Source organism: Microbulbifer agarilyticus (genome assembly GCF_001999945.1).
In the GTDB taxonomy this organism is placed as follows: Bacteria; Pseudomonadota; Gammaproteobacteria; order Pseudomonadales; family Cellvibrionaceae; genus Microbulbifer; species Microbulbifer agarilyticus_A.
Window position 1 is genome coordinate 2,041,032 of sequence record NZ_CP019650.1, and the last position, 24,555, is coordinate 2,065,586.

General features: G+C 51.1%; 29 protein-coding genes. 20 read left to right on the forward strand and 9 right to left on the reverse strand.

Features of this window, described 5'->3' with window-relative positions:
• The first annotated feature begins 110 nt into the window (after nucleotides 1–110).
• Nucleotides 111–923, forward strand: a complete 813-nt coding sequence (locus Mag101_RS08260; RefSeq protein ID WP_077403350.1) for a S1/P1 nuclease — start codon at nucleotides 111–113, stop codon at nucleotides 921–923.
• 56 nt (nucleotides 924–979) lie between these two features.
• Here the strand turns inward: Mag101_RS08260 and arsH are convergent, their stop codons facing one another.
• The 9 genes from arsH to modA form a co-directional block, all read right to left on the reverse strand.
• The gene (gene arsH / locus Mag101_RS08265; protein WP_077403353.1) at nucleotides 980–1,708 is read right to left on the reverse strand and encodes an arsenical resistance protein ArsH; all 729 of its coding nucleotides are present in this window, start codon (nucleotides 1,706–1,708) and stop codon (nucleotides 980–982) included.
• Nucleotides 1,705–2,754: an ACR3 family arsenite efflux transporter gene (arsB, locus tag Mag101_RS08270; protein WP_077403356.1), complete on the reverse strand. Its 1,050-nt coding sequence runs from the start codon at nucleotides 2,752–2,754 to the stop codon at nucleotides 1,705–1,707. Before arsB ends, arsH begins: the two co-directional genes overlap by 4 nt.
• A 23-nt stretch (nucleotides 2,755–2,777) precedes the next feature.
• Nucleotides 2,778–3,254, reverse strand: a complete 477-nt coding sequence (locus tag Mag101_RS08275; RefSeq protein ID WP_077403359.1) for an arsenate reductase ArsC — start codon at nucleotides 3,252–3,254, stop codon at nucleotides 2,778–2,780.
• A gap of 83 nt (nucleotides 3,255–3,337) precedes the next feature.
• Nucleotides 3,338–3,679 (reverse strand): metalloregulator ArsR/SmtB family transcription factor, encoded by a 342-nt coding sequence (locus tag Mag101_RS08280; RefSeq protein ID WP_077403361.1) that lies wholly within the window; start codon nucleotides 3,677–3,679, stop codon nucleotides 3,338–3,340.
• A 222-nt stretch (nucleotides 3,680–3,901) separates the two neighbouring features.
• The gene (gene xthA, locus Mag101_RS08285; protein WP_077403363.1) at nucleotides 3,902–4,717 is read right to left on the reverse strand and encodes an exodeoxyribonuclease III; all 816 of its coding nucleotides are present in this window, start codon (nucleotides 4,715–4,717) and stop codon (nucleotides 3,902–3,904) included.
• Nucleotides 4,718–4,843: 126 nt separating this feature from the next.
• Nucleotides 4,844–6,949, reverse strand: coding sequence for a carboxy terminal-processing peptidase (locus Mag101_RS08290; RefSeq protein WP_077403366.1), 2,106 nt, complete (start codon nucleotides 6,947–6,949; stop codon nucleotides 4,844–4,846).
• Nucleotides 6,950–7,325: 376 nt separating this feature from the next.
• Nucleotides 7,326–8,516 carry a molybdenum ABC transporter ATP-binding protein gene (gene modC / locus Mag101_RS08295; protein WP_077403369.1) on the reverse strand — a complete coding sequence of 397 codons (1,191 nt, stop codon included), beginning with the start codon at nucleotides 8,514–8,516 and terminating at the stop codon, nucleotides 7,326–7,328.
• Nucleotides 8,506–9,198, reverse strand: a complete 693-nt coding sequence (modB, locus tag Mag101_RS08300) for a molybdate ABC transporter permease subunit (protein ID WP_077403374.1) — start codon at nucleotides 9,196–9,198, stop codon at nucleotides 8,506–8,508. Before modB ends, modC begins: the two co-directional genes overlap by 11 nt.
• The gene (gene modA, locus Mag101_RS08305; protein ID WP_077403377.1) at nucleotides 9,188–10,045 is read right to left on the reverse strand and encodes a molybdate ABC transporter substrate-binding protein; all 858 of its coding nucleotides are present in this window, start codon (nucleotides 10,043–10,045) and stop codon (nucleotides 9,188–9,190) included. The genes modB and modA overlap by 11 nt, the downstream gene beginning before the upstream one ends.
• A gap of 206 nt (nucleotides 10,046–10,251) precedes the next feature.
• On the opposite strand from modA, the gene Mag101_RS08310 reads away from it, so the two are divergent.
• The 19 genes from Mag101_RS08310 (at nucleotide 10,252) to Mag101_RS08405 (ending at nucleotide 24,543) form a co-directional block, all read left to right on the forward strand.
• A complete protein-coding gene (locus tag Mag101_RS08310; RefSeq protein ID WP_077403379.1) occupies nucleotides 10,252–10,905 on the forward strand; it encodes an RNA polymerase factor sigma-70 in 654 nt (217 codons plus the stop codon).
• A complete protein-coding gene (locus tag Mag101_RS08315) occupies nucleotides 10,902–11,120 on the forward strand; it encodes a zf-HC2 domain-containing protein (protein WP_077403382.1) in 219 nt (72 codons plus the stop codon). The genes Mag101_RS08310 and Mag101_RS08315 overlap by 4 nt, the downstream gene beginning before the upstream one ends.
• Nucleotides 11,121–12,073: 953 nt before the next feature.
• Complete coding sequence (locus tag Mag101_RS08320) at nucleotides 12,074–12,565, forward strand: arsinothricin resistance N-acetyltransferase ArsN1 family B (protein WP_077403385.1); 492 nt, start codon at nucleotides 12,074–12,076, stop codon at nucleotides 12,563–12,565.
• 127 nt (nucleotides 12,566–12,692) lie between these two features.
• The gene (locus Mag101_RS17815; protein ID WP_157520262.1) at nucleotides 12,693–13,028 is read left to right on the forward strand and encodes a hypothetical protein; all 336 of its coding nucleotides are present in this window, start codon (nucleotides 12,693–12,695) and stop codon (nucleotides 13,026–13,028) included.
• A 141-nt stretch (nucleotides 13,029–13,169) separates the two neighbouring features.
• Nucleotides 13,170–13,418: a hypothetical protein gene (locus Mag101_RS08325; protein WP_077403388.1), complete on the forward strand. Its 249-nt coding sequence runs from the start codon at nucleotides 13,170–13,172 to the stop codon at nucleotides 13,416–13,418.
• Between the two features lie 184 nt (nucleotides 13,419–13,602).
• Complete coding sequence (locus Mag101_RS08330; protein ID WP_077403391.1) at nucleotides 13,603–13,911, forward strand: hypothetical protein; 309 nt, start codon at nucleotides 13,603–13,605, stop codon at nucleotides 13,909–13,911.
• A 158-nt stretch (nucleotides 13,912–14,069) separates the two neighbouring features.
• Nucleotides 14,070–14,846: a DNA polymerase beta superfamily protein gene (locus Mag101_RS08335; RefSeq protein ID WP_077408164.1), complete on the forward strand. Its 777-nt coding sequence runs from the start codon at nucleotides 14,070–14,072 to the stop codon at nucleotides 14,844–14,846.
• 112 nt (nucleotides 14,847–14,958) lie between these two features.
• Nucleotides 14,959–15,420: a hypothetical protein gene (locus Mag101_RS08340; RefSeq protein WP_077403394.1), complete on the forward strand. Its 462-nt coding sequence runs from the start codon at nucleotides 14,959–14,961 to the stop codon at nucleotides 15,418–15,420.
• Between the two features lie 128 nt (nucleotides 15,421–15,548).
• Nucleotides 15,549–15,893 carry a hypothetical protein gene (locus Mag101_RS17820; RefSeq protein WP_157520265.1) on the forward strand — a complete coding sequence of 115 codons (345 nt, stop codon included), beginning with the start codon at nucleotides 15,549–15,551 and terminating at the stop codon, nucleotides 15,891–15,893.
• 626 nt (nucleotides 15,894–16,519) lie between these two features.
• Nucleotides 16,520–16,855: a hypothetical protein gene (locus Mag101_RS08350; RefSeq protein WP_077403400.1), complete on the forward strand. Its 336-nt coding sequence runs from the start codon at nucleotides 16,520–16,522 to the stop codon at nucleotides 16,853–16,855.
• Nucleotides 16,856–17,538: 683 nt separating this feature from the next.
• Nucleotides 17,539–17,898: a hypothetical protein gene (locus tag Mag101_RS08360; protein WP_077403406.1), complete on the forward strand. Its 360-nt coding sequence runs from the start codon at nucleotides 17,539–17,541 to the stop codon at nucleotides 17,896–17,898.
• Between the two features lie 723 nt (nucleotides 17,899–18,621).
• Complete coding sequence (locus tag Mag101_RS08370; RefSeq protein ID WP_232325182.1) at nucleotides 18,622–19,125, forward strand: AAA family ATPase; 504 nt, start codon at nucleotides 18,622–18,624, stop codon at nucleotides 19,123–19,125.
• 73 nt (nucleotides 19,126–19,198) lie between these two features.
• On the forward strand, nucleotides 19,199–19,558 hold the full coding sequence (locus tag Mag101_RS08375) for a hypothetical protein (RefSeq protein WP_077403413.1): 360 nt from the start codon (nucleotides 19,199–19,201) through the stop codon (nucleotides 19,556–19,558).
• A 72-nt stretch (nucleotides 19,559–19,630) separates the two neighbouring features.
• Nucleotides 19,631–20,164 carry a hypothetical protein gene (locus Mag101_RS08380; RefSeq protein ID WP_077403416.1) on the forward strand — a complete coding sequence of 178 codons (534 nt, stop codon included), beginning with the start codon at nucleotides 19,631–19,633 and terminating at the stop codon, nucleotides 20,162–20,164.
• 36 nt (nucleotides 20,165–20,200) lie between these two features.
• Nucleotides 20,201–20,545: a VOC family protein gene (locus Mag101_RS08385; RefSeq protein WP_077403419.1), complete on the forward strand. Its 345-nt coding sequence runs from the start codon at nucleotides 20,201–20,203 to the stop codon at nucleotides 20,543–20,545.
• Nucleotides 20,546–20,761: 216 nt separating this feature from the next.
• Nucleotides 20,762–21,958, forward strand: a complete 1,197-nt coding sequence (locus Mag101_RS08390) for a serine hydrolase domain-containing protein (protein WP_077403422.1) — start codon at nucleotides 20,762–20,764, stop codon at nucleotides 21,956–21,958.
• Between the two features lie 235 nt (nucleotides 21,959–22,193).
• Nucleotides 22,194–23,762: a DUF1254 domain-containing protein gene (locus Mag101_RS08395; RefSeq protein ID WP_077403425.1), complete on the forward strand. Its 1,569-nt coding sequence runs from the start codon at nucleotides 22,194–22,196 to the stop codon at nucleotides 23,760–23,762.
• Between the two features lie 73 nt (nucleotides 23,763–23,835).
• Complete coding sequence (locus tag Mag101_RS08400; protein WP_077403427.1) at nucleotides 23,836–24,138, forward strand: hypothetical protein; 303 nt, start codon at nucleotides 23,836–23,838, stop codon at nucleotides 24,136–24,138.
• Between the two features lie 66 nt (nucleotides 24,139–24,204).
• Entirely contained in the window at nucleotides 24,205–24,543 is a 339-nt protein-coding gene (locus tag Mag101_RS08405; protein ID WP_077403430.1) for a PAS domain-containing protein, read from the forward strand.
• Nucleotides 24,544–24,555 lie beyond the last annotated feature (12 nt).

The window sequence follows — 24,555 nt, forward strand, 5'->3', positions numbered from 1 at the left end:
TGACGAATATCCTGCATTGCGAATTCATATGCCAATTCATCCTTTGCAATAGTTCTGAAATAGTTTCCTTATAGTTTGTCGATGTTTATTTCTTTGATGGGAAACACGACATGAGTTTCATGAACAGAATTGCCGTGCTCGCGATTGCCGCAAGTACTCTATTTTCCGCCTCGCACAGTTATGCGTGGGGTGCAGATGGTCATCGCGCGACCGGTGAGATTGCCTGGCAGCTATTGGATACCTCGGTGCAGCAGAAGGTGCTAACACTTTTGGCGGCAAAGGGAGAGACAAGTCTCGCTGAAGCAGGTACCTGGGCCGATCGGATGCGTGGTGATGCGAGTTACGACTGGGCCAAGCCGATGCACTACATCAATTTACCTGTGGTCTGGGAGGGTTACGAAAAATCCCGCGATTGCCCTCAGTATGGTTGTATCGTCGAAGCGATTTATACTTATCGTGAGCAACTGGCAGATACCGCGCGTACGGACGCTGAGCGCGCCGAGGCGCTACTGTTTCTTGTCCACTTTGTAGAGGATATTCATCAGCCGATGCATACCGGCTTGCGTGAAGATCGTGGTGGCAACGATGTAAAGGTCACATTCTATGGAGAAGAAACCAATTTACACGCGCTTTGGGATACGCATCTTCCTGCACGCTTTATGGATAATTGGCAGAGCTTCGCCACGCATCAGGTTGACCGGATTGACCGCCGTCAGTTGTTTGACTTGGCAAATGGCGAAATCGGCGGGCCTTTGGACTGGCTGGCGGAGTCGCATCGGCTTGCGCATTCCAATGCCTACAGCGATATGAGTGTGTTAAGCGAGGGCTACTATGAGAAGAATCGGGCAGTAGCCGAGTTGCGTTTGCGTCAGGGGGGTATGCGTCTGGCGGTGCTATTAACAGATGTGCTGGCCAGCGAATAGCGCGGGAATAGACAGAGGCATCGACATCTCGTCGGCGCCTCTGTCTGATTGAAGAATTAGATTGACCGCTGATCGATGCGCTTGCGGAATTCCTCGTTGGTTTCCTTGCGCTCGGAGTAGCGGTCGGTGAAGTAATCCCGCTTGTCTTTCAACAGATAGGTAAACTTCATTAATTCTTCCATTACATCGACAATACGATCGTAATAGGAAGAAGGCTTCATGCGATCGTTATCATCAAATTCTTGCCATGCTTTGGCCACCGATGACTGGTTGGGAATGGTGACCATGCGCATCCAGCGTCCAAGGATACGCATCTGGTTTACGGCATTGAAGGACTGAGAGCCACCGCAGACCTGCATTACCGCAAGGGTTTTGCCCTGTGTTGGGCGCACCGCCTGCACCGCCAGCGGAATCCAGTCGATCTGGGTTTTCATGATGCCGGTCATGGCACCGTGGCGCTCGGGTGAGGACCACACCATTCCGTCGCACCACATTGCGAGATTGCGGAGCTCCTGAACCTTTGGGTGCTCCGCATCCACGTCATCGTCGGGCAGGGGGAGGCCGGATGGGTTGAAGATCCGGGTCTCTGCGCCGAGCGAAGTCAAGATGCGCGCAGCTTCTTCCGCGGCAAGTCGACTAAATGAGCGTTTGCGCAGTGAGCCGTACAAGAGCAAGATTTTGGGGGCGTCTTGTTCAATTGCCGCAGTTAGTTGGCCCATATCGGTGTTAGCAAAACACTCGGGGACCATATTCGGCATGTTCTCGTCGATATCCGCTTTGCTCATGATTTTTCTACCTCTTTGTCGAGTGGTGGCTCACCGAACCAGCCGCGCGTACGATTTGCAAACGCCACCAGTGACAGCATTACGGGGACTTCTACCAGTACGCCAACGACGGTAGCTAGCGCCGCGCCCGAATGCAGGCCAAACAATGAAATAGCCACAGCAACTGCGAGCTCAAAGAAATTTGAGGTGCCAATCATGCAGGCTGGTGCAGCGACATTGTGTGGTAGTTTCATTTTGTAGGCAGCGAAATAGCTGACCGCAAAAATACCGTATGTCTGAATCAGAAGTGGGATGGCAATAAGCACGATTGCCAACGGATTATTGATGATGGTCTCTGCCTGGAAGCCGAATAGTAGTACCACTGTGCCCAGCAGCCCCGCGACGGAGAAGGGTTTTACCCGGTGCAGGAATTGCTCCAGGCGGTGGTGATCATTGGCTGAGTCCAGTGCGCGGCGGGTAAGTATGCCGGCAATCAGCGGTAGCAGGACATACAGAATCACGGATAGCAGCAGCGTATCCCACGGTACTGTAATGTCACTCACGCCCAACAGCAGTGCAGCAATAGGCGCGAAGGCGAAAATCATAATGACGTCGTTTACTGAGACCTGCACTAAGGTGTAGTTTGCATCACCACGGGTAAGCTGGCTCCAAACGAAGACCATGGCTGTACAGGGTGCCACGCCCAGTAGAATCATACCGGCGATGTATTCAGAGGCCGTTTGCGGGTCCACTAGATCGGCGAAGATAACGCGGAAAAACAACCAGCCAAGCGCGGCCATGGTGAATGGCTTGATGAGCCAGTTGACCACCAGGGTGAGTGCCAGGCCTTTGGGCTTGTCGCCGACGTGTTTGATGGAAGAAAAATCCACTTGTACCATCATCGGGTAGATCATTACCCAAATAAGTACCGCTACCGGCAAATTTACGTGGGCGATTTCCATCGCGGCAATATGCTGGAACAGCTCGGGCGCAAGGTTGCCCAGCAAAAGCCCCGCGAGAATACATAGTGCTACCCAGACAGAGAGATAGCGCTCAAAAATACCCATGTGCTGAAGTCCTTCTTTCGTTGTTATTGTTCGCCGTCAGCAAGCGCCTGCATGGCTTCTTGCAGTGCTGTGCCGCTTTTTTTATGGAGACCTTGCTCAAGCATTTGCTCAACACGCTGCTGGATGATGTCGATAGTTTGGTTGAAGGCCCGTTCGATTTCGTCCTCGCTGCCTTCCAGCTTGGAAGGGTCTTCCAGCCCCCAGTGCACTTTGGCAGAATTGCCAAACCATACCGGGCAGCTTTCACCGGCAGCACTGTCACATACCGTCACGACTAGATCGGGCGCCCATTCTTCAAAGTCGTCCCAGGACTGGCTCCGCAGAGAGTCGGTCTCGATTCCACGCTCTTTCAGATACTTGATCGATAGCGGGTGAACCGCGCCACTGGGCTGGCTGCCAGCACTGCGCGCTTCAATGTGTTCCTGGCCAAGACTGTTAGTGACAGCCTCGCTCAGGATGCTCCGGCAGCGGTTATGGGTGCAGATATACAAAACTTTCATCGGTGGCTTCTCAATGGGTTTTCACTGACGGGGTTTGAGTTAAAGAAACAATAAGGTGGCGTTTGCCTTGCAGTAGCAGGTTGCTAGCAGCAATTACTGCCTGCTGGACGGTTCTGCATGCTTGCCAAGGACTGTTGGCTGGCTTCTATGAACGCTTGGTTCGCATCCAGCGTTTGAGTCACTACTTCATTGACCCAATGCGGTAGATCGGCGGCCAGGCTGTAATAGACCCACTGTCCACGGCGTTCATCGGTCAATAGGCCCGCAGCACGCAGCTGGGCCAAGTGACGGGAGATTTTGGGCTGGCTCTCATCCAGTGCGCACATCAACTCGCACACGCAGAGTTCGCCCTCGCTGGCGATCAGCAGGAGACTGCGCAGGCGGGTGTCATCGCCGAGACACTTGAAGATTGTTACGGGATCCATGGATTCCTCGCGTCGTAGAGGCTAATCATCTGCTAGTGATTTGCGGAGTATATGTGGTAAAGCGTATATATGGAAATTCGTATATAACGGTTAAGCTCGAGGTCTGAGTTGCGGGGCGGATTTGGGGCGGAGGAAAGAGCGAAGACAGCTGATTCAGGGGGAATCGGAGCAGATCAGCACACCGCGCAGACGCGGTGTGCTGTATGGGTTAGGGAAGGCCGCTCAGAGGTCGAACTTGGCCCACACTGGTGCGTGGTCTGATGGGCGCTCCATGCCGCGAATCTCGTAGTCGATACCGGTATCGACGCAGCGGTCAGCAAGGCCGTGGGTGGCCAGGATCAGGTCTATACGCAGGCCGCGACGGGGCTCGCGGTCGAAACCACGGCTGCGGTAGTCGAACCAGCTGAACAGATCGTTGGTTTCCGGGTTCTGTGCACGGAAGGTGTCTACCAGCCCCCAGTTGTACAACTTGTCCAGCCACTCGCGTTCTTCCGGAAGGAAGCTACATTTGCCGTCACGCAGCCAGCGCTTGCGGTTCGGCTCGCCAATGCCGATATCGAGATCGCTCGGCGAAATGTTCATATCGCCAATCACCAGCACAGGCGCCTTGCTGTCGCAGCTGTTGTTCAGGTATGCGTCCAGGTCTGCATAGTATTTTTGCTTGGCCGGGAATTTCACCGGGTGCTCACGGCTTTCCCCCTGCGGGAAATAGCCGTTGATTACGGTGAGAGGCTGATCGCCGCCGATATCGAACTGCCCGGCAACCAGGCGACGTTGGGCGTCGTCTGCATCGGTAGGGAAACCGTACTGTTTCTTCAGGAACGGGTAGCGCGAGAGCAGGGCAACGCCATAGTGGGTCTTTTGGCCGAAGTAGATAACCTCATAACCGAGGTCGCGGATGGCATCGATGGGAAAGTCTTCATCGGTACACTTGGTTTCCTGCAGGCCGATGATGTCGGGCGACTGCGATTCTACCAGTGCTTCCATCTGGTGCAGGCGTGCACGGATACTGTTGACGTTAAAGGATACAACTTTCATTTTTCCCCCAATATGCAAATAAACCAAAGCCCGCTATTCCCTGCGGAATAGCGGGCCTGGCAATGTTGTTTTAGGCCAGTGCGTTAAGTGGTCGGCACTGGCTGCTTGCATTAGCGCAAGCTGGTCTTAATCAAAATTCGCTACTTGTGGCGAGCTTGCGCGTTTTTTAAGGCCGATAAAGTCGGCCATGATGTAGCCCGCTTCGTTCAGCACCGGATCGTCTTCCAAGGTGATTTCGGTCGGGCCACCCACCGGCGCGGTGTCATCGGACTCGCTCTTTTCGTAGGCTTCAAACGTTGCGTAAGGCTCCAGACCTTTGGCCTGGCGACGCTGGTTCTCAATGGCCAGCACACTCTGGTTGAGGTCTTCGCGCTCCTGAACTCGGGCGCCTTCGTTCAGAGAAACCGCTTTGCGGTTGGCGCGATCCGTCTGGAACTTGAACTGTTTGCGCAGGAACACAAAGTCCGGATCCACCTCGGTGCGCTTGTCATGCTTTTTGATCAGATCCGGCAAGATGTCTTTCAGATTGAAATACTTCGCATGGCGTACAGCGTGAATACGGTCCCAGGGCAGGGCGGTATCGTACGCGCTCTCACCCACGCTTTCGCTGTCGATGAGTTCCGGCATCAGGATGTCCGGGGTTACACCCGCGTGCTGAGTACTGTCACCAGACACACGGTAGAACTTGGACTGGGTAATCTTCAGCTGACCTTCTTTCAGTGGCGCCATGGTCTGCACGGTGCCTTTACCGAAAGACTGGTTGCCCACGACCAAGCCACGGTTGTAGTCCTGTATCGCTCCGGCAAAAATTTCTGATGCTGATGCAGACAGGCGGTTGATCAGTACCACCAATGGGCCGCGATACATGGCGCGGGAGCGCGAGCGGTTGTGGCGAGAGATCTGCTCGTTTGCGTGGCGAATCTGCACCACCGGGCCCTGATCGATAAACAGGTCGGTGAGCATGGTCGCTTCCTGCAGGGAGCCACCGCCGTTGTTACGCAGGTCCAGAATAATGCCGTCCACACCTTCCTTCTGCAGCTCGTCCAGCAGGCGCGCTACGTCGCGAGTGGTGCTTTTGTAGTTGGGGTCGCGGCGGCGGTAGGCCTCGAAATCGATATAGAAGGTGGGCAGGTTGATTACACCTACTTTGAAGTTTTGGTCACCATCGGAGAATTCGAAGGTCGCTTTCTTCGCGGCCTGATCTTCGAGTTTTACCTTGCTGCGCTTGATGGTAATGGTGCGGTGGGTACCGTCACCGCCCGTGGGAATGGTTTCCAGGCGCACGTAGGTGCCGGCCGAGCCCCGAATCAGGTCCACGACATCGTCCAGGCGCCAGCCTACAACATCGACCATCTCGCCTTTCTGATCCTGGCCAACCGCCACGATCTTGTCGTTGGGTTTGATCTTACCGGTACGGTCCGCTGGGCCGCCTGCTACCAGGCGCGCTACCTTGGTGTACTCGTCTTCCATCTGCAACACGGCACCGATGCCTTCGAGAGACAGAGACATGCTCATGTTGAAGTTTTCCAGCGAGCGCGGAGACAGATAGTTGCTGTGCGGGTCGTACAGACGGGTGAGTGAGTTCATGTACAGCTCAAACACGTCGTCGGAATTCTGCTGGTCGAGACGCTTCAGCTGGCCTTTGTAACGGCGCTTCAGCAGGTCGGCAATCTCATCATCGTCTTTTTCAGTCAGGCGCAGATTTAGCACGCTGCTTTTCAAACGCTTGCGCCACAAGTCGTCAGCGGCGCTGATGGACTGGGGCCATTCGCTCTTTTCGCGGTCCAGCTCCAGAGATTCCTCTTTGGTGAAATCAAAATCCGGCAGGCCATTTTCCAGTTGAGACACGATGTTGTTCAGACGGTCGGTCATGCGCAGGTGATAGCGGTTGTAAATATCAAAACCGCGATCCACATTGCCTGCGCGCAGGTCGTCATCCAGCTGGGTGCGCCACTGGCGGAATTCATTGATGTCGGAGGCGAGGAAATAGCTCTTGGTGGGGTCGAGGCCATTAATGTACTCGTCCCACAGGCCCGCGGACATCTCATTGCCGACTTTGAGCTTGTTGTAGTGCAGCATTTCGAGTTTGCTGACGATCTCTTTTGCCGTGCCGCCCTGGTCTTCATGGGGCTTCAGGTCTTTTGGATCTGCCGCCAAGGTCATTGGCGAAAGGAGAACCAGGAGTGATACGGACAGGCCGGAAATCAGATTAGCGAATCGATTGCTATGCATAAGGAGTCTCTTTATACGTCCTACTTCAAGGCGCCCCACTGTCTAGTTGGAGCCGGAAGAGGGCTTCCGGAGCAGTGGCGACTTATAGCTTAGGACAAGTATAAAGGCTGAAAGCTCCGAAAGGCATGAAATGCTTCTTCAAGAAGGCGAATGGTTTCCTGTTTGGGGCGAATGGTGAAATGAATTGGCCGCCACTAGCCAATAGATGATACACAATTGCTCACTTTCCCGGCACTCGGGTACTCGTTCCGGTGGTAATCGGTGATTATCCGGCCTGAAATGGCTACCGTGGCGGCACATATCAGCACTTCGGTATGGGAGATTGGCCCTCACCCCGGCACGTGTTCCCGGCGATAACTTGGACCGCTCAGTCGCGCTAGCGCACAATCGCCACCGATTTAATCTGTGCCCACACCTCTTCACCGGCCGCCAAGCCTAGTGCATCCTGCGAGCGTCGCGTGACCCTCGCGGTAATGAACCCTTGGTTGTCGGATATGGGTGTGGCACGTGGGGTCATACGTACCAGCACCATGGCTGGATCTTTGTCGGCTGTGATATCGACCACCCGCATTGGCAGCCGGTTGAGGATGCTCGAGTCTGTGTCTTCGGTACGGGTGAGGCTGACGTCCCGCGCCAAAACTCTTATCCGGATACGTTCACCCGGGGCCTCGCCGCTATCCCGTAACCACAGGTCGCCGCCGTCAAAGCGTGCACGTAACAAGTTCCATTGGGTATCTCGTTCGATTACATCCGCCTCCAGTAACACACCCAGGTCATCTCCCAGTTGCACCGGAAAATCTGTGCGTGAAAGCAATGCGGGGGCCGCACCAGCTTGCTGAATACGGCCGTCTTCCATCAACAACAAATAATCGGCAAGGCGTGCAATCTCCTCGACGGAATGGCTGACGTACAGAATAGGAATATCGAACGACTGATGGAGCCTTTCCAGATAGGGGAGAATGTCGCGCTTGCGCGCGAGATCTAACGCCGCCAGTGGCTCGTCCATTAACAAGAGTTGCGGTTTAACCAGTAGCGCACGTGCAATGGCGACGCGCTGCTGTTCGCCACCGGAGAGCGATTCCGGGCGGGCGTCGAGCAGGCCGCTCAAATCCATCAACTGGATGATCTCGTCATAGTCTTCTGCGCGAACCGGTTGTGTTGCCCGCTTGCGCGCAAATGCGAGATTTCCCTCGGCAGTCAGGTGCGGAAACAGACTCGGCTGCTGGAATACATAACCAATTGGGCGTTTGTGTACCGGCAGGGTTATTGCGCCAGTGTCGGCGGATTGCCAAGTCTCTCCATTTACCCGGAGGTGGCTCTGCGTACAGGGCTGTAAGCCGGCGATGCAGCGCAACAGGGTGGTTTTTCCGGAGCCAGAAGGGCCGAAAATACCGGTGACACCACTACCGGGTATGGAAAAATCCACATCCAGAAGAAAATCGGCTTGTCGTCGGCCACGGGTGAACGGCAGATAAAACCGACCGTCGATGGTATTGGTCGCCGCAGGCGCACTGGCCAAATTGTTTATTTGGTTTCCGGTAGAGCTTTTGATCGAGCTATGGGCCATAGCGCCATCCTCCGGCAGTTTTGCGTCGCTGCAAGACGTACAGGGCCAGTAGCACGGAAAACGAAAAGATGAGCATGGCCGCAGAAAGCCAGTGGGCCTGGGTGTATTCGAGAGCCTCAACGTGGTCGTAAATCTGGATGGAAACCACCTTGGTGACCCCGGGGATGTTGCCACCAATCATCAGGATTACACCAAACTCGCCCACTGTATGGGCAAACCCCAGCACCGCGGCCGTGATCAGGCCGGGCTTGGCCAGCGGCAGCGTGACGTGCCAAAAGCTATCCCACGGGCCTGCGCGCAAAGTAGCGGCTACCTCGGCCGGGCGCTGTCCCTGAGCTTCAATCGCGTTTTGGATCGGTTGCACCACAAACGGTAGCGAATACAGCAATGAAGCAATGACCAGCCCGGGAAAGGTGAACGGCAGCGTCCCAAGCCCCAAGGATTCAGTGAGTTTTCCCAGCGGGCCCTGCGGGCCCATAAAGATGAGCAAATAAAACCCGAGCACTGTTGGTGGAAGCACCAGGGGCAGGGTGACAAGCGCACTCACCGGACCTTTCCACCAAGACCGTGTTTTTGCCAGCCAATAGGCCAGCGGTGTGCCGAGGATCATCAACAACAGTGTCACCGTTGTTGCGAGCTTTAGTGTCAACCAAATTGCCGCGAGATCATTATCACTTAGCATCGCGCACCTCCTTAGTGGAGGTGGTGGGAGGTTCGGGGTTGGCTGCGTTTGTAAGATAGCCGTATGACTCAATGATTGAGCGAGCTTTCGGGCTGCGGAGAAATGCCCAGAATGCCTTGGTCGCAGCTACTCGCTCGGGTGGGCCTGCACTTATATTTCTGAGTATCACGGCGTCTTGGCGGATCGGTCGGTACAGCGCCTGCGGTACCAGCCAGGATGAGCCTCCGGTGATTTTGCCATCCCGGTAGACTTGGGAAAGGGCAATCAAACCCAACTGCGCGTTGCCACTCGCCACGAACTGGAACGCTTGGGCAATATTTTCTCCGAGCACACGGCGGCCACGGGTGGTCTGTTCAAACTCTAGCGCGGTCAAGGTTTCCATCGCGGCAACCCCATAGGGAGCAAGCTTCGGATTGGCGATTGCGAGCTTGCGAAAGCGATCACCGGCCAGCACAGCTGGACCTTCGTCAATCAGTGCACTATCTGCAGACCACAGAGCCAGTTGACCCAGGGCATAAGTAAGACGGCTATTGCTAACGGCAAGGTCGCGCGCGATCAAACGATTGACCTTGTCCTGGTCTGCAGAGAAAAAAGCGTCGAAGGGGGCACCGTGGTATACCTGCGCATACAGCTTTCCGGAGGAGCCAAACGCGAGGCGCAACCGATGTTCGCCGGATACCCGCTCAAAGGCGGCCGCAATGTCTCGCATGGGGGCCGCAAAGTTGGAGGCTACGGCAATCGTGATCTCGCCAGCAGCGCTGAAACATGAATAGAAGGCGGCCAGCACGCCGCAAAGCGCTCGCAGCAAGCGACGAAAAGAAGGGGGGAGGGCTGGCGTTCCCTGCACGAAATGACTCCTGGATACCGGTTCCGGGCACGTGGCGCGGTATGACCGCGGTATAGTTGTTCATCTGACCAGGCATTTCAAGGTCGGTCGAACGTCAGGGTGGTTGAATTGTACTGACCCGCATCGGCCTAAAGTGTAAGAATACGCCCAGTTAACCGACAAACCATTATGGCGCCCAAACCGCCATCAGTACTGAGAGTGAGTACATGACTGAAAGTGTCCCCGTTGGCCGGGATGGCATTGAAGCTGGTCGAGCACCACACGCCCAGACGCTCCAGGACGCGCAGTTTTTGACCGAATTGCGGCAACAGATGCTCAAATTCGCGCGTCTGCAGCTGCGCGACGACGACCAGGCGGAAGACGCCGTACAGGAAGCTTTGGCAGGTGCACTCAAGAACGAGGACTCCTTTAAGCGCCAGGCCGCACTGCGCACCTGGGTATTTTCGATCTTGAAGTACAAAATCGCAGATATTCTGCGGTATCGCCAACGGGTGATCGCCACCAGTGAGCTGGGGGATGACGAGCACCGCGAGAAGGCGCTTATGGATGGGCTTTTTGATAGCGGTGGCCACTGGCACAAAGCGGAGCGCCCGAGCAGTTGGAGCGGCCCGCAAGGTGGTGTCCACAGTGATCATTTTTGGCGGGTGTTTGATGCCTGCCTGAATGGGTTGCCTGAGAGGCAGGCAAGGGTATTTATGATGCGTGAGTTTATTGAACTCGAATCCGAAGAGATCTGTGAGCAGCTCACCCTGAGCACTAGCAATCTTCATGTCACCCTGTATCGAGCCAGACTGCGCTTGCGGGCATGTCTGGAAAATGGATGGTTCGATCCGGCTACCTCGGAGGCAGCAACACCATGATGGACTGCAAACAGGCAACGCGCCTCTTGTCGGAGCAGCAGGAGCGCAACCTCAGCCGCCGGGAAAAGCTCGCGCTTAAGTTTCACGTATTTATGTGCAAGGCATGCCGTAATTTCGGGCAGCAAATGGGTACCTTGCGTGACCTGGCACGATCATATGCCAAGGGAGAAGACAATGGGTCAAATCCGAGTAAAGATAAGAATCCAAATGAGTAGGTGACGTACCCCAATCGCCTTACGTATCCGTACAAACGCTATTGAGCCGATCCAACTAATGCGGAAGTAGACATTCCCTTTCCTTCGTTCGAGCCGACTATTTGTGGCTTCTTATTCTACAGGCCACCAACCCAGCATTGCATTTTGTATCTATTAATTCCCATCTGCTACCCGTACGCCCACGCAGAATTCTTATCTGAGTGTTCAATAAAGCCTACCCAGAACTCTTATCTGCAAGCAAACCAGCATGCAACTGCGTGTTTTCTAATCAACATCTACTAAAAACAGCAGCCTATGGCTTGTGTTCACAGATTGAAGTACGCTAACCAATTGATTTATATAGATATGTATAACAAGAAAAGAGCCATTTCAGAAATTGAAACAATAGCCCCGGGCTTCTTTTGATATTTTTGCTCAACGCGTCTAACTCGCTAAGCAATTGATTTTTTGGGGGTTATTTGGCGTGGCGTTTAATGGCTCCCGGGAACAATAGCCATTTACAACAATGGACCGGGGCTTATGAATAAAACTGTTAGATTTGGTCGGGGGCGGAGTACTTGGCCTTTTAATGATAAAGTATTTTTCGAGCTGTATGTAAATACAGTATGGAAATAATAACTAAACATATACAGTGGTATTTATTCTAAAAGGAAGATGACGATCAAAAATTTTTCGTGTTACCGTGAAGCGCTGCTTCCGCACGCAAGCACGAGTGGTTGCGGACGTAAGCCTCTCTTCACGGCAAGGAATTTTGTCGCATCTACTATCCCTTTCAGTAGAAACTCCACTTTCATACCGTTCGTTAAGTTCTGCTTAAGCAGAGGCAAGTAGGGCCGGAGATGACGATAAACGAATACAGTTCGCTCCGGCTAAAATCTAACAAGTCGCCGAACGATACCCTGCGAAAAGCGCAGGGATCGTTGGCTGATCTTTAAGCGGCAGTAAGAGTCAATATGATAAGGCAAGCTGAAAAATCGGATGCAGCTAGGATTGCTGAAATCTATAACTACTACGTGATAAATACATACATTACGTTTGAAGTAGATCCAGTGACAGAAGCGGAAATGTCTCTCCGTATATTGGAGTGCCATGAAAATGGTCTGCCGTGGCTCGTCGCGGAGCATGAAGGCGAAGTAGTCGGTTACTCTTACGCAAGTAAATGGAAGGGCCGCTGTGCATATCGACATTCTGTTGAAGCTACCGTATATCTAGATCGAACTTCTCTATCCAAAGGGTGGGGCTCAAGACTATATTCAGATCTATTTTCCAAGTTAGCTAAAAATGGAGTACATGCAATAATCTCGGGTATTGCATTACCGAATGATGCCAGTATTGCATTGCATGAAAAATTTGGAATGGAGAAAGTGGCTCATTTTAAAGAGGTTGGACGTAAGTTTGATAATTGGGTGGATGTTGGCTACTGGCAGCGCGTGATCCGCGCTTAACAAACAGCGGCAGAGCGACAGCCAACGCTACGCACATTTTGTGTTACTCGCTGGCGCTCAAACATTAACACAAAATGTGCTCCGCGCTGGCTCCGCCTGCGCTGGGCGTTATGCGGCAGTGTAAAAAATGACTAAAGACAAACTAATTATTCTTGGAATCATCTTCGGCTTTGTTTGGTTTTCTGTTTCTAGCTGGTTTCCAACCCCTGAAGCTAAAGATGTTGTCCGTTCAGCTATAGGTATTTCGTTATGTGTATGCCTGTACCTAGGTTACGCTTGGTCAAGATGGGTATTGGGTGTTCTCTCGCTAATCGCTGTCGTATTTGGTGTAATTATCGTAGCTGCTAATTCAGCCAATTTAGGAGGAAATAGTGTTGCAGTACTGGCTTTGATGTTGTGTTTTTACGGGTATGCAGCTTTCTATCTGCTCAATCCCAAACTGCTGCAATCCCATTTCAAATAGTGGCCGCATAACAAGCAGCGGCAGAGCGACAGCCAACGCTACGCACCTTTCGTGTTACTCGCTGGCGCTCAAACATTAACACAAAATGTGCTCCGCGCTGACTGCGTCTGCGCTGGGCGTTAAGTGAGTAAAGGAATACCAATGAAGTCATTTTTGTTCAATCTGGTGGGCCTTTTAGGTTCTTGGCACTTTATAGATCTGTCCTCTAGCTATTCACTCAATTCAGTCTTTGCACCAATCATCTTTACTGGCTTTCTCATATCTAGCATTCTCTGGTTTATTGTGAAATTTGGTGCCAATCAACGTACCAGTAGCGGCGGGTATTTCGGGGGCGATGGCGGTTATGGTGGTGGAGGTGACGGCGGAGGTGGGGGCGATGGCGGGTGCTAGTCCACACTTAACAAGCACGGGCAATGAAGCTCCGGCCCTTCGGGCCTCCGCGGGACGGCTTACCTTATGCACGTTTTGCGCTGTCGCTTCGCTCTCATTTTCGCGCAAAACGCGCATAAAGTAATCCGCCCCTGCCGTGGGCGTTATGTGGCAAACATAAATGTGTAAATTGACTGGAAGTGAAGTGACAGAGCTGCAATGGGGAGACGCCGAGTTCACTGGCTACTATTGGGATTCCGAGCTAAAAGATCCAGCGCTAGTAATTCGAGTTAAGCCTTCTAAATCTACTTTCCAGGAATTGATTTGCTTCTGGGCCACCAACCTGAATTTGAACCTAAATTACTTGGATCAAGTGGGCTCTTTACGTACATGGGCGGTAACCTTTGAAAGCCTGCCAGAGGGAAGATGGCGTGTACTTTTTGATTTTGCTGGCCAAGGAAGTGTCGAGTTTGAGTGCAACAGTCTGGCAATACGCTCCGTGCTCGGTGCCTAAGCCACATAACAAACACAAGCAGAATGCTCCGGCCCTTCGGGCCTCCGCGGGACGCCCAACGCTACGCACGTTTTGTGCAGGTCGCTGCGCTCCCAGTTTCGCACAAAACGTGCATAGCATTGGTCGCCCCTGTTGTGGGCGTTAACTCAAAGACAAGTATGATCGAGCCTAGCGTTAAAAGAGAAATTCTTGAAAGAATCAATAGAGCCGAAAAAGAACATGGAGTACGTGTTCTTTATGCTATTGAGTCTGGAAGCCGAGCCTGGGGGTTTGAGTCTCCCAATAGTGATTATGATGTTCGTTTTATTTATGCGCATCCCAAGGATTGGTATGTTGCGGTTGATCTCGAAGACAAAAGAGATGTCATTGAGTATCCAATTGTTGATGAAATCGACATCAATGGCTGGGATGTACGAAAAGCCTTAAAATTATTCTCTAAGTCAAACCCAGCGTTCGTTGAATGGTTACAGTCTCCTATTGTATATATTGAGCGAGGTTGTTTTGCTCAAAAAGCAAGAGAAATTCTTCGTGATATTTACTCTGTTAACAGGGGGATATACCACTATCGAAGTATGGCAAAGACGAACTATAGAGGTTATCTTCGAGAGGACATCGTTCCAATCAAGAAATATTTCTATGTTTTAAGGCCACTGCTTTCAATTATGTGGCTAGAGAAGTATCGAGAGCCTGCCCCAATTCAATTTGAGGTGTTGCGAACTCTAATTGCCGATAACATTGAGCTAAATGGTCAAATCTCAGATCTACTTCAGAGAAAAAAGATAAGCCTAGAAAAAGAGATGGCGCCAAAAATTACTGAACTAAATTTCTTTATCGAATCTGAGCTTGAGAGATTGGAGGACTTTTCAGATGCTTCCGAGAGGGCTGGCGAAATCATGGGTGAGCTAAATTGCCTGTTCCACGAGATCCTGAGTTAACAAGGTGCTGCAGATGACGTCTTACTTTATGCACGTTTTGCGCTGTCGCTACGCTCCTATTTTCGCGCAAAACGCGCATAAAGTAAGCCGCCGCAGAGCACGGCGTTAACACATGAAATACATCGTAATTTTAGGGCTAATAATTTTCTGCTCTCCAGCATTGGCCACAAAATGCTGGACTCAATCTCAAAATGAGTTGGTAGCTAACAGCGTCGGTAAAGATGCGTTTGAGTTTGCTATTGAAAGGGCCCAGTTTATCTTCGTAGGAAAGGCGAAGAACGTTCAAAAAACGATCTACGAACAAGAAGGTGCAGAGCCCCGAGTTCTCGCAGTGGAAGCAGAATTCGAGGTTGAAGAAGCTATAAAAGGCAACGTTTCTGGTGAGCTAGTTACTAAAAGTGATGACATTTGCGCTTGTAAGTATCAATTTGAGCCCGGAATTACATATTTGGTAGTAGCTGGTAAGTACAAGAATAAATTGCAAGTTTATAGTTGCGAGTACATTAGTCCTGTAGATCAATCAAGGGTCGCAGATGCCCGCAGGATCATAGATGTTAACAAAGCCAGGCAGTAAAGCTCCGGGCCTCCGGCCCTCCGCGGGACAGCCTACCTTGTGCACGTTTCACGCGGGTCGCTGCGCTCCCATTATCGCGCAAAACGCGCACAAGGTAGGCTGCCCCTGCTGGCGGCGTTAGGTATCACATGAAAATTGCAACCATAGTGGCTGCTATATCGTTGTTTGCAATGAATGTTACAGCTGGTGAAAGTGAGCAGCGGATATTAGTTCGGGAAGCCGGTTATATATATCACGGACATACATACAAAGGTATCAATGAATTAAAGTCGGTTCTTGATCCACTGCCGCCAAATCATTCAATTTCGTATCATTTTTTACCTTGTTCTGAGAGGATTAATTCACTTAAAAACAGCTTAGAGACCTATTTAAAAATACGAAATTTTTCGAAGGTTTCTAGCTCCTTCCCGCTTTGTGGTTGTCACTGTGGAAGTGATAAGGTACAAGAAATACCTAACAAGGCCAGGCAATGAAGCTCCGGGCCTGTGGCCCTCCGCGGGACAGCTTACCGTGTGCGCGTTTTGCGCAGGTCGCTGCACTCCCATTTTTGCGCAAAACGTGCACACGGTAAGCTGCCCCTGCTGGCGGCGTTAGCTGTGGTAAAGAGAATTATGAGAAGAAAATATACAGCGTCAGAAATATACGAAGAAATTGGGCCGAATTTAGTGAGCTGCTGGATCACTTCATACCTGATGGGAGTGTTGTTTCTTGGTTCTCTCGCTTCCACAATACTTGGCGGGATGGGCTACGACACGATATTGCTCGTTTTCTCAGGCCTCATTCTAATCCAGGCTATCCGTGGAATTGTAAAGCTAAGAAAATTGCGGGCAAGGTTACAAGCAGATCCTGAGTCAGTTCGTATGTCAGAGGTTTTAACAGCCCCGAGCTTCAAGGGTATATATGCCTTTGTGAGGTAGCAGCTAACAAGGCCGGGCAACTTGCTCCGGGCCTGTGGCCCTCCGCGGGACAGCTTACCTTGTGCACCTTTTGCGCAGGTCGCTGCGCTCCCATTTTTGCGCAAAATGCGCACAAGGTAAGCTGCCCCTGCCGGCGGCGTTAGCAATAGAGATATCCCCATCTGTCAAAAAGGACAAGACAAATGAAAAACATGTTTAAATTTATTTTTGTATCTATCGTTGCGCTAGTATCAACTTCGGTATGGTCATTAGAAATAACTGCTGACGAAGTCCGTAGCCACGCTGGTAGTGAGTCAAGATTATACTCGGGTAACGTAAGGGTTTTACTCCCTGAAAATTCAGATTTCGAAACAACCTCTCTGACTGTGAAGACCCTATCAAGTGGTGAGCAAATCTTTGAGGGTGGCGTCACCATTAAATTCAAGGATTTAATATTGAAGACGGAAAAAGTAGTAATATCATCTACTGAGGGCGGCCTCATGGCTTCAATGGATAGAGCGGAAGTAACGGGCAAGTAAATTGCTAACAAGGCCGGGCAATCTACTCCGGGCCTGCGGCCCTCCGTGGGACAGCTTACCTTGTACACCTTTTGCACGGGTCGCTATGCTCCCATTTTCGCGCAAAACGCGCACAAGGTAAGCTGCCCCTGCCGGCAGCGTTATGAGTCTTAAGCATGAAGCTACTCAGGGAGTTTACATCGCTGTCAGATGCCGAGCTTTTGTCCAATAGGCTCAGGTCAAAAGGAATTCTCACGCATATATCTGGAGTGAACTCGAAGCAGCTTGGAGCAATAGCGACCGGAACAGTTAAAGTTGGAGTTTGGGCTGTCTTAAACGAGCAAGTGGACGATGCTACAGCTTTGCTTACAAATAGTAGGCATACTGTTAGGCATCAGCTCACAGAAGAAGAGATGTCGCGTCTAGAGAGTGAATCTCAAGGTAAGGTTGCAGCCTCTCTGAGTTCGCTATTGAATAAGCTAGTTTTTGCCTTGGTAGCACTAATGATTATGGTGGTAGCGTACAGCGTACTATCAAACTCATAACAAGGCCGGGCAATATGCTCTGGGCCTTCGGCCCTCCGCGGGACAGCTTACCTTGTGCACCTTTTGCGCGAGTCGCTGCGCTCCCAGTTTCGCGCAAAATGCGCACAAGGTAAGCTGCCCCCGCCGACGGCGTTATCTTCAAGATGGAATCATGATCCGATGAAATATTTATCCCTCTTGTTACTTCTTATTCCTTTTCATGGATATGGTTCGAGTAACAGCATTCCTGAAGAATATTGGGGTACTTGGGACAGGCATTGTAAGGAAGGCAGAGCCGCCACTGATTCTATCGTTCATATCCGCAAAGATGTCATTTATGGGTATGAAGAAAAGAAAGATATATTGAGCGTTGTGCTTCCTGAAGAAAATAAAATTGAAGTCGAATATATCTTTATCTACGATGGGGTTGAGTACACTGGGTCTTATAAATGGGAGCTCCGAGGTGAGTCTCTAGTTAGTGTTCATCCAGGGACAGGCGAGGAGTGGGTCATCCATAAATGCGGTCCGTATGAGCCCTAAATAAAGATAACAAGGCCGGGCAATAGCTCAGGGCCTTTGGCCCTGCGCGGGACAGCTTACCTTGTGCACGTTTTGCACGAGTCGCTGCGCTCCCATTTTCGCGCAAAACGTGCACAAGGTAAGCTGCCCCTGCCGGCGGCGTTAGTTGTCCTAAGGAGAATCATGAAAGGGCTTCAGGTTACGGGGTTAACCATGTCCTTGCTATCACTGCTACTTGCCTATTTCCTGTTGGTTCCAGTTGAGCCAAGCACACCGAGTTCCTCAGCAGGTGCAGCTGGGTTAGGAATAATGTTCATTGTGCTTCCTGCATTGGGAGCGTCCGCGATTATGTTTGTTCCAACATCTGTCGCATTACTATGGGGTATTAATCGTATACGATCGCGGTTTACTGGGCTGTTTTGGTACAGTGTGTGGGCTCTGAACGGCATTTTTACACTGATATACATGCTTTTGGGGGCTTGGCTCATATATATGTGGGCTTTTCATGCTCCGGCCAACTAACAAGGCCGGGCAACTTACTCCGGGCCTGCAGCCCTCCGTGGGACAGCTTACCTTGTGCACCTTTTGCGCAGGTCGCTATGCTCCCATTTTTGCGCGAAATGCGCACAAGGTAAGCTGCCCCTGCCGGCGGCGTTAAATATAAGACTTACCCACGTTTAGTAGACACCCAAGAATGAATAAGGTAATAACCTCCGGAGCTTAACAACGACGTTGTCTATTACCATGAAGGTATATATTTTGCGTAAAATTTTGATCTTTGGGAATTCCGGATCTGGAAAGTCTACCCTAGCTAAGCGTCTTTCTGATGAGAATGATTTAGTACATTTAGACCTGGATCTATTTGCCTGGCTGCCAGGTTCGCCGCCGCGAAGAATGCCGCTTAGCGAGTCTAGTGAAAAAATCGCTACATGCCTCAAGGGGCGTGATAGTTGGGTGGTGGAGGGGTGCTACACAGATTTACTGGAGATATTGGCGAAAGATGCGTCTGAGATGCTTTTCATGGATCTGTCAATCGAGAAGTGTATCGCAAATGCCAAAAATCGGCCTTGGGAACCACATAAGTACGAGTCTAAAGAAGCTCAAGATGCAAATCTTGATATGCTGGTGAGTTGGATAAAGGAATATGATACGAGACTGGATACTTTTTCGCGTGCAGCCCATCGAGAGTTATTTGCCGCCTTTCAAGGCAAGAAAACACTTTATACAGAGAATCAAGTGCACGATTAGCGCAGCAGTCTAGAGGCCTGTGATATATATGTTCTTCCTCAATAATTAGGCTAGACACAAATAGGAGAGGTATATGTCTGATCCCATCGTGAATTTTTTTGACGCATGGAAAATTGAAGACCCTACTGCTCGGTTTGAAAAAGTTGCCAGTGCAGTAACCAAAAGCGTTGACTACGACGACCCTCGCACCCCAGAAACTATCAATGGTATCAATGCCCTAAGTGATTATGTTGGCATGTTCAGTGCAAATGCGCCGGGCTGGTCGGCAAAAGTCATTAATACCGATACGACGGCTGGTGTGACACGGGCTACAGTCGCGTTTAGTGGGCTCGGTCCTGACGGTAGCGAGAAAGTGCAAATTGGGCAATATTTCGTCGAACAAGAAGGCGAGTTGATAACGCGGATGGTGGGCTTTGTTGGTACCGGTGAATAGCGGTTGGCTGAATTTTTTACAGCGGGCTAAGGCTACCATCTATCCGATGCGTTTCAGGGACCTAGAGTTGATATGAGAAAACTCGCAGTTTTTCTAGTTGCTGTGCTTGTTTCTGCTTGTGCAAATATCCCCCTGGGCACAATGCTAAAGTACAGCTCTTTCGATATTGATGATTTTCTTGAGTTAAACCCTGCTGAGATCAGCGCTAAGGTCGAAGTAGAAGGTGGGCTAGAGCTTTCTGATGACGGTCAAAGGCTGGCCGTTACCATGGAAACGGCAAAGGGTGAAAGGGACTTTACTTTTCCCCTGGTGATTGAAGAGCATGGATTGGAGCCGAAAAGCGACAGTTGGTTCGGTACAAGTGGGCCTACCAATGTTTATACATTGAAACTGTCAGGTGAGGGAATTTTAGCGTTTGAGGCCCTGCAATTAGCAATTCGCAAGGAAGTTCCGACCGGATTTGGGCTAAAAGTGAGTACGAGATTCAAGAAGATGGAGGAGTATCCGGACGAAAATACGGTTTCGATTTTGATTCGGCTGGCTGCCTCTGAAAGCTACGTAACATTGATTGATGATGCACCCCTTGAGCTTGAAGAAAGCACATAATGGTGAGACCGGTTGAATGGTTATGGAGGAGAATCTATGAAAATACATTATCTCGAAATTGTATCTCCAGATGTGGATTCTGTATGTGCGGCGTATGAATCTACTCACAATGTTACATTCAATGAGCCGGATGAGCTTCTAGGTGGGGCAAAAACGTGTACATTGTCCGATGGAAGTATTGTTGGTGTGCGTCGCCCTCTACGAGATACAGAAGAACCTGTGGTGCGGCCATATTGGCTGGTTGAGGATATAGAAAAATCAGTTGCTGATGTTGAAGCAACTGGAGCGGTAATAGCCGTTCCACCATTAGAGATTCCGGGCAAGGGAATTTTTGCCATTTATATATGTGGCGCTGTTGACCATGGATTCTGGCAACTGTGAGGGCTGTCTGCAGAGCAAGTAAGGACTTTAGGTAATCAATCACCGCAGTTATGAGCGGTATTGATGGTCACACAAATTGACCCTTGGCGGGGCGTCGAATCCGCTTCATTTCGAGTTATTGATTTTCATCAATGTGTTGGCCGGGCAAGTATGAGTGTATCGGTTTTGCAGTATCTGCCCCAGAAAGCCCCTTACTGAACGTGACTCGGAAACATCATGCGGCTACTCAGAATTCTCCTTATTGTACTTGGTGCAATTATTTCGTTACCCGTTTTACTCTTCAGTTATCTATACGTTACTGAGCCGGTCGTTGCCGCTCGTTTTGTCGAGATGTTCACGGCAAAGGAGGGTGACTACTCTGCCCTTACACCACGTTCTGCTGCGGTTGGTGATAGGCCATACGTGTTCTCGAGGGCAAAAGATGGCGAGTTCACGATCACAAGAGACGCTTTGTCGAAGATGCAAGACTATGCAGATGCGCACAACTCTTTCTCGCTCATCGTGATCCATCGTGGAGTGATTCAGGCTGAGTGGTATGCGACCGGTTGGGATGCGGCTCGGCCAGCCCAATCACAGTCGATGCACAAGAGCGTCTTGCCACTGCTGATCCAGGCGGCAATCGAGCGGGGGGCGATAGAGTCCGTGAATGACTCTATCGGGGGCTACATCCCTGAATGGCAGAACGATTCGCGTGGGGATATCACTATTGAAGATCTGTTGGTGATGTCGAGCGGTCTGTATGCCCCGCCATTTTCTATCAACCCGTATTCAGATGATTTTCTGGTGCTGTTTGGTACGGACATCACACCTGTTTTACTACGCACTACGATGGATGGAGTAGCGGGTGAGGCGTGGGAGTACAACAATAGTGCGAGTGAGTTGCTTGGGCTAATCTTGGAGCGGGCGACCGCCATGCCTTACGCGCAGTTTCTCGAAGAAGTGCTATGGGGGCCAATGGGTGGGCTCCGGGCCGAAGTCTGGCTGGATGCGGAGAATGGCAAAGGGCATAGCAACTGCTGTTTGATTACTACCGCCAGAGATTGGGCTGTTTTTGGTCTGATGTTGTTGAATCATGGTGCACGGGACGGTCAGCAGATCGTTTCAGCTGATTTTGTCCGGCAAATGACTTCGCCGGCCGCGACAAGTCCATGGTATGGCTACCAGATCTGGACCGCGGATCCAGGAGGTGAAAACCCATGGTTGAGCCTCACTAAGGGTTACCAGCGTACCGAGCCATTCTTGCGCGACGATACTTACTTTGCGTCCGGCTATGGTGCCCAGCGAGTGTATGTTGTTCCCTCAGAGGACCTTGTCATTGTGCGCATGGGCCCGTCGCGTGGCCCATCGCCAGTAAGGCCGGAGTGGGATAATGCATATCTGGTCAATACGGCGATACGACATATCGTGCCGTGACTGGGATTGGTCCGTCATCTGTCTGATTACGAATATGGAGAATAGGCGCGCCCGGGCTTCTATTGAGCGGTGCTATGGTCCCTTTCTTCCGGGTTGCATTGTGTAGTAGCTAGCGCCAATTGCGTGAGTCTTTACCTGTGTTTCGTCTCAATACCGCCAATCCACCTAATATTGACTGGTGAAAACCAGATTGATCAATCTGGGAGCTAATCGGACCCAGGGGTGGTTACGGCATATGCGATTAACGTCCTATCCTATTTTATTCGTTCTCTGCCTGTACCTAGTTGAAGCTATGGCCTCGGAAGAAGTCAGGCCCGGTTACAACACGCCAATTCCACAGAACATTCTAACTCCAGAGCGCGTAGAGACATCGATCGGTGTACTTGAGTTTCAGGACGGCAGGCCGTCGCCTGAAACCTCTGAAAAGCTCTATAACCACCTCGACTTCATCCGCGGTACCGAGGTATTTCTCAACCTTATTCCGATGGCGTCTCTGCAGGCGCTCTATCTTGGCCACCAGTCGGTTGGGGTGGATGCGGTAAACAAGGTTGGCGTCATGACACAGCTCATGGACTCGACGCCACTATTTCTGACGGGCAACACAGATACCGTGTACGCCTCATCCTTCCTCGATCTCAAGGAAACAGGGCCTGTCGTCGTTGAAATACCCGCTGGAATTGGCCCCAGCACTATAAATGACGCATTTTTCCGATTTGTCGTCGATATGGGCGTTCCAGGATTAGATAAAGGGAAGGGTGGCCGCTACCTGATACTTCCGCCCGACTATCAGGGTGAGCTGGCCCCTCCAGAAGGAGGGTATACGGCGAAGGTAGATGGTACCGAGTACTTCGTGGCCAAAACGACGAGCTACGTCAATTGGTTGATTGCACGGGGCTTTCTCGTAGACGGCAAAACAGACACTGCGGTTGAAACTTATAAAAAAGGCCTACGTATCTACCCGTATGCGGAAAGAAAGAGTCCGCCAAAGATGGAGTTTGTCTCGTTATCTGGCCTTCCGTTCAATACGATTCATGCAAATAATTACGATTTTTACGCAGAGATAAATGAGGTCATCCAGCGAGAGCCGATATCGATGCTGGACCCCGAGTTGAGGGGGCTTGCTGCTTCTATCGGTATCGAGAAAGGGGTGCCCTTTCGTCCGGATGATCGGATGAAGAAGATACTGACGGATGCGGTGGCGGTCGGAAACGGCACGGCGCGCGCGATAATGTTTGACAATCGATATCCCTCCGCCCGTGTATACAACGACCGTCAGTGGTATAGCGCATTTGTTGGTGGAAACTATCAGTGGCTCCGGGGCCCCAATGGCGAGGGTGGCCGTAATTTGGATGCGCGCACGGTCTTCTTTTATCAGGCAACGGTAAACACACCCGCCATGGTCCTCAAGATTCCTGGCGCGGGCTCCCAGTACGCGGCTGCCTATCGGGATTCCACAGGCGAGTTTTTTGATGGTGGCCGCTACTACAAATTGACTCTCCCCAAGGATATGCCAGCTAAGGATTTCTGGTCAGTGGTTGTTTATGACCCACAAACACGGTCCGAATTACAAACCGGCCAACGTTTTCCCTCCAAAAATAATAAGCGCGATGAGCTTAAGCTGAATACTGATGGTTCAGTTGATCTCTACTTTGGCCCAAAGGCGCCAAAGGATTTTCATGAAAACTGGATACAAACGGTACCGGGCAAGGGCTGGTTTTCGATTCTCAGGCTTTACGGTCCAACCGAGGCGTGGTTTGAGAAAAAGTGGAAACCAGGTGATTTTGAGCCGGTAGTTGTTGAATAATCACAGCTCTTCTTTTGAGCGATACCCGTTGAGGGTGAGCGCTCTGTTTAATATCGATTTTTAAGGGCTAGGCATGAGTCAGCAAGCATTACTGGAATATTTCATTTCTAATCAATGGATTACTATTCCCGCATTCATCATATTTGTTATCGGGGTCACTTTGTGCTGGTTTGGTGGTTTGATGGCTGCGCTCACAGCAATAGGAAACCAGCGCTGGGCCTGGGGCTTGGTTACTATCTTTCTAGGGCCCGTCACCGGAATTCCGTATTCGCTATTGTACAAGGAGGCGGAGTATCCGAGGTCACTGATGATGAGAGGGTTATTGGTCATTCTCGTCGCAGCAATAATCTTTGGTGTCGGCTGGTTGGTTAGCTAGCAAGGCCAGTACACCCCACCACAGACTGTAAGAAGTAATGTTTTTCGATATTACAGGTGAATTCCCATGGAAAAGAGTCAGTTGGATGCGTTTGAAAATGTACCCTTCTATGTATGGGCAAAAGATGACGCAGGGGTGTACTTGTGGGCAAACAAGAGAATGGATGAGTATGCTGGCACGCGTGTAGCGGGGAAAACGGACTACGATATCTCAGCTCCGGATGTCGCCGCATCCCTACAGGCGGATGACAAAATCGTCGCGCAAACGGATACCGTGCATACCTTCAACGAGCAGGTTGACGATCCGAAGCGCGGCAGGGTGACTCTCAGTGTATGTAAGTATCCGGGGGAGTTGGATGGCAAGCGCTGTGTATTTGGTGTCAGTTTCTTTGTGGAAACGAGCTAAGGCTGGCTGGTC